Genomic DNA, 4763 nt, shown 5'->3' with positions numbered 1-4763 from the left:
ATCTGCGACGAGCCGGTCTCGGCGCTGGACGTCTCCGTCCAGGCCCAGGTGATCAACCTGATGGAGAAGCTGCAGAGCGACTTCAACCTGTCCTACATCTTCATCGCCCACGACCTGTCCATCGTGCGGCACATCTCCGACCGCGTCGGCGTGATGTACCTGGGCAAGATGGCCGAGATCGGCACCGACGCCGAGATCTACGACCACCCGACCCACCCGTACACCCAGGCGCTGCTCTCCGCCGTCCCCCAGCCGGACCCGGAGGGACGCGAGCAGCGGGAGCGCATCATCCTCACCGGTGACGTGCCCTCGCCCGCCGACCCGCCCTCGGGCTGCCGGTTCCGCACCCGGTGCTGGAAGGCGGTCGACAAGTGCGCGCAGGAGGTGCCGCTGCTGGCCGTCCCGCAGCACTTCGCGGACACCGAAGGCGGCGCCCACCACGATTCGGCGTGCCACTTCGCCGAGGAGCGGGACGTCCTGCGCGCCGCCTGACGCCCCGCACCCGACGCCGCCGCACGCGGCGAGCCCCGAGCCCACAGCGCCCACCCGGTCCGCCGGGTGGGCGCTGTGGTGTGCGCGGGCCCGGCCGCGGGCGCGAGACCGGCACCACAGCGCCCGGCGTCCTGCATACGGGCGGTTCCGGGGCTGAGCACCGCGCGCAGGCGTGCACGTCCGCCCATAAAGCGATGGTATGGGCGGGTTGTGGACGTATCGACCGAGGGAGGCACCTCATGCGCGGAGCCAGACGGGTCGGCAGGGCCGTCGCGTCGGTGACGGTCATCGCCCTGGCCGCGGCCGGCTGCGGGGGCGGGGACGGCGGCGGGGCCGGCGAAGGCGTCGTCCGCGCCTCCTGGGGCGACCCGCAGAACCCGCTGGAGCCGGCCAACACCAACGAGGTGCAGGGCGGCAAGGTCCTGGACATGATCTTCACCGGCCTCAAGGAGTACGACCCGGAGACGGGCGAGGCGCGGGACGCGATGGCCGAGTCCATCGAGACCGACGACCAGCGCACCTTCACCGTCACCCTCAAGGAGGGGTGGGAGTTCACCGACGGCACCCCGGTGACCGCCGCCTCCTTCGTGGACGCCTGGAACTACGGCGCCAACCTGGAGAACAACCAGGTCAACGCCTACTTCTTCCAGTTCATCGAGGGCTACGACGCGGTCCACCCGGCCGACGAGGGCGCCGAGCCCACCGCCGACGAGCTCTCCGGCCTGGAGGTCGTCGACGACCGCACCTTCCGCGTCACCCTCTCCGAGCCGTTCTCGCTGTGGCCCGAGACGCTGGGCTACACCGCCTACGCCCCGCTGCCGGAAGCCTTCTTCACCGACCGCGACGCGTGGCTGGAGCAGCCCGTCGGCAACGGCCCGTACCAGGTCGACTCCTACAACCCCGGCTCGTCCATGCGGCTGTCGCGCAACGAGGAGTACCCGGGCGAGGACGAGGCGCGCAACGAGGGCGTGGAGCTGCGCGTCTACACCTCCAACAACACCGCCTACACCGACCTGCAGGCCGGCAACCTCGACGTCATCGACGACATCCCCGCCTCCCAGGTGCGCAACGCGGAGAGCGACCTGGGGGGCCGGTACATCAACCAGCCCGCCGGCATCATCCAGACCGTCACCTTCCCGCTCTACCAGGAGGAGTGGCAGGGCGAGGACGCGGCGAAGGTGCGGCGCGGGCTGTCCATGGCGATCAACCGCGAGGAGATCACCGCGCAGATCTACGGCGACACCCGCACCCCCGCCACCGACTGGACCTCGCCGGTGCTCGGCGAGGAGGGCGGCTACGAGGAGGGCCTGTGCGGTGAGCCGTGCCGGTACGACCCGGAGCGGGCCAGGCAGCTCGTCGAGGAGGGCGGCGGCCTGCCCGGCGGCAGCGTCACCCTGACCTCCAACGTGGACACCGGCTCCCACCGCCAGTGGATGGACGCCGCCTGCAACAGCATCAACAACGTGCTGGACGACAACAACGCCTGCCGCGTCAACCCGGTCGCCACGTTCGCCGAGTTCCGCGAGCAGATCTCGGCCGACCGCATGACCGGCATGTTCCGGGCCGGCTGGCAGATGGACTACCCGCTCATCCAGAACTTCCTCCAGCCGCTGTACTACACCGACGCCTCCTCCAACGACGCCGGCTACAGCGACGCCGAGTTCGACCGGCTCATCGACGAGGCCAACGCCACGGCCGACGAGCAGGAGGCGGTGGAGAAGTTCAAGGAGGCCGAGCGGGTGCTCGCCCAGGACCTGCCCGCCCTCCCGCTGTGGTACCAGAACGGCAGCGCGGGCTACTCCGAGCGGGTGGACAACGTCCGGCTGAACCCGTTCTCCGTCCCCGTCTACAGCGAGATCACGGTCAACTGACCCGCTTCCGGGCCCGCCCCGCCGCTTCCGGCCGGGGGCGGGCCCGGCCCCGCAGCCGAGGAGGACCGCAGTGGGGCACTACGTCATCCGGCGCCTGCTCCAGATGGTCCCGGTGTTCATCGGGACCACCTTCCTGATCTTCGTCATGGTGCACGCGCTCGGCGACCCGGTCGCCGCGCTCTTCGGGGACCGCACCCCCGACCCGGCCACCGCCGCCCGGCTGCGCGCCGAGTTCAACCTCGACAAGCCGCTGTGGCAGCAGTACCTGCTCTACATGCGCAACATCTTCACCGGGGACTTCGGCACCGCCTTCAACGGCCGCCCGGTGATCGACCTGCTGGCCACCGCGTTCCCCATCTCCTTCCGGCTCATGGTGGTGGCCGTCGTCTTCGAGATCGTCATCGGCCTCGCCCTGGGCGTGGTCTCCGGGCTGCGCCGCGGCGGCGGCGTCGACTCCTCGGTGCTGCTGCTGACGCTCGTGGTCATCGCCATCCCCACGTTCGTCACCGGCGTGCTCTTCCAGTTCCTCTTCGGCGTGCGGCTCGGCTGGACGGCGCCCGCCGTCAGCCCCGAGGCGCCGTACGGCGAACTGCTGCTGCCGGGGCTGATCCTGGCGCTGGTGTCGCTGGCCTACGTCACCCGCCTCACCCGCACCTCGGTGGCCGAGAACGCCCGCGCCGACTACGTGCGCACCGCCGTCGCCAAGGGGCTGCGCCGCCGGCGCATCGTCACCCGGCACCTGCTGCGCAACTCGCTGATCCCGGTCGTCACCTACCTCGGCACGGACATCGGCGCCCTGATGGCCGGGGCGCTGGTCACCGAGCGCATCTTCAACATCCAGGGCGTCGGCTACCAGCTCTACCAGGGGGTGCTGCGGCAGAACTCGCCCACCGTCGTCGGGTTCGTGACGATCCTCGTGCTGATCTTCCTCGTCGCCAACCTGCTCGTCGACCTCCTGTACGCCGTGCTCGACCCGAGGATCCGCTATGCCTGAGCAGCGTCCCCACGACCCCCCGGGCGGCCCCGACACCTCGCAGGCCATCGGCGGCGCGGGCAGCAACGTCGACCTGCCCCACGCCGAGGGCGAGGCGCTGGAGTACGACCGCGAGGAGCCGGGCCCGGGCGAGCAGGAGGCGGCCCGCAGCCTGTGGTCGGACGCCTGGCACGACCTGCGGCGCCGGCCGGTGTTCCTGGTGTCCGCGCTGCTCATCCTCTTCCTCGTCACCATCTCGGTGTGGCCGGGCCTGATCGCCACCGGCGACCCGCTGGAGTGCCGGATCAGCCGCTCGCTGGGCGGCGCGCGCCCCGGGCACTGGTTCGGTTTCGACACCCAGGGCTGCGACGTCTACACCCGCACCGTCTACGGGGCCCGCGCCTCGGTGACCGTCGGCATCTGCGCCACCCTCGGGGTCACCCTGCTCGGGGCGCTCTTCGGCGGGCTGGCCGGCTACTTCGGCGGCGCCGCCGACGCGCTGCTCTCCCGCGTCACCGACGTCTTCTTCGGCATCCCGATCATCCTGGGCGCCCTGGTGTTCCTGGCGATGATCGAGGTCAAGGGCATCTGGCCCGTCGTCGGCGTCATCGCGGTGCTGGCCTGGCCGCAGATCGCGCGCATCGCCCGCGGCGCCGTCATCACCGCCAAGCAGCACGACTACGTGCACGCCGCGCAGGCGCTCGGCGCCGGGCACACCCGGCTGATGCTGCGGCACATCCTGCCCAACGCGGTGGCGCCGGTCATCGTCGTCGCCACCATCGCGCTGGGCACCTACATCGCCCTGGAGGCGACGCTCAGCTTCCTCGGCGTCGGGCTGCGACCGCCGACCGTCTCCTGGGGGGTGGACATCTCCAACGCCTCCGAGGGCATGCAGTTCCGCAACGCCCCGCACATCCTGCTCTACCCCGCCGCCGCGCTCAGCGTGACCGTCCTGGCCTTCATCATGCTCGGCGACGCGGTGCGCGACGCCCTCGACCCCAAGCTGCGCTGAGGAGTTGACGCCCATGGCCGCCACCCTGCTGGACGTGCGCGACCTGTACGTGGAGTTCCGCACCCGCGACGGCGTGGTCAAGGCCGTCAACGGGGTGAGCTACACGGTGGAGGCGGGCGAGACGCTGGCGGTGCTGGGGGAGTCCGGTTCGGGCAAGTCGGTGACCGCGCAGGCGATCATGGGCATCCTGGACACGCCTCCCGGCCGCATCGCGCACGGCCGGATCGTCTTCCAGGGCGAGGACCTGCTGACCCTGCCCGCCGAGGCCCGGCGCCGGGTGCGCGGGGCCCGGATGGCGATGATCTTCCAGGACGCCCTCTCCTCGCTCAACCCCGTGCTCAGCGTCGGCTACCAGCTCGCCGAGATGTTCCACGTCCACCGCGGCGCCTCCCGCAAGGAGGCCACGGCCAGGGCG

General features: G+C 71.4%; 5 protein-coding genes. All 5 read left to right on the top strand.

Annotated features, from left to right (window positions below; all coding sequences use genetic code 11):
* Nucleotides 1-492: oligopeptide/dipeptide ABC transporter ATP-binding protein (locus OSB71_RS23980; RefSeq protein WP_265950904.1), on the top strand; the 492-nt coding region annotated here is incomplete at its 5' end.
* Between the two features lie 239 nt (nucleotides 493-731).
* Nucleotides 732-2363 (top strand): peptide ABC transporter substrate-binding protein, encoded by a 1632-nt coding sequence (locus OSB71_RS23975; protein WP_265950903.1) that lies wholly within the window; start codon nucleotides 732-734, stop codon nucleotides 2361-2363.
* Between the two features lie 70 nt (nucleotides 2364-2433).
* Entirely contained in the window at nucleotides 2434-3357 is a 924-nt protein-coding gene (locus OSB71_RS23970) for an ABC transporter permease (RefSeq protein ID WP_265950902.1), read from the top strand.
* Entirely contained in the window at nucleotides 3350-4348 is a 999-nt protein-coding gene (locus tag OSB71_RS23965; protein ID WP_265950901.1) for an ABC transporter permease, read from the top strand. Before OSB71_RS23970 ends, OSB71_RS23965 begins: the two co-directional genes overlap by 8 nt.
* 13 nt (nucleotides 4349-4361) lie before the next feature.
* A partial coding sequence (locus tag OSB71_RS23960) for an ATP-binding cassette domain-containing protein (protein WP_265950900.1) occupies nucleotides 4362-4763 on the top strand: 402 nt, incomplete at its 3' end.

Source organism: Streptomyces marinisediminis (genome assembly GCF_026262575.1).
GTDB lineage: Bacteria > Actinomycetota > Actinomycetes > Streptomycetales > Streptomycetaceae > Streptomyces > Streptomyces marinisediminis.
Note: the sequence above shows the minus strand (reverse complement) of the source record. Positions and strands in the feature narration are given on the sequence as shown.

What these genes read in the sequence shown, in the direction of transcription:
- OSB71_RS23975 (WP_265950903.1), top strand. Translation starts at nt 732, where the DNA reads ATGCGCGGAGCCAGACGGGTCGGCAGGGCCGTCGCGTCGGTGACGGTC.
- OSB71_RS23965 (WP_265950901.1), top strand. Translation starts at nt 3,350, where the DNA reads ATGCCTGAGCAGCGTCCCCACGACCCCCCGGGCGGCCCCGACACCTCG.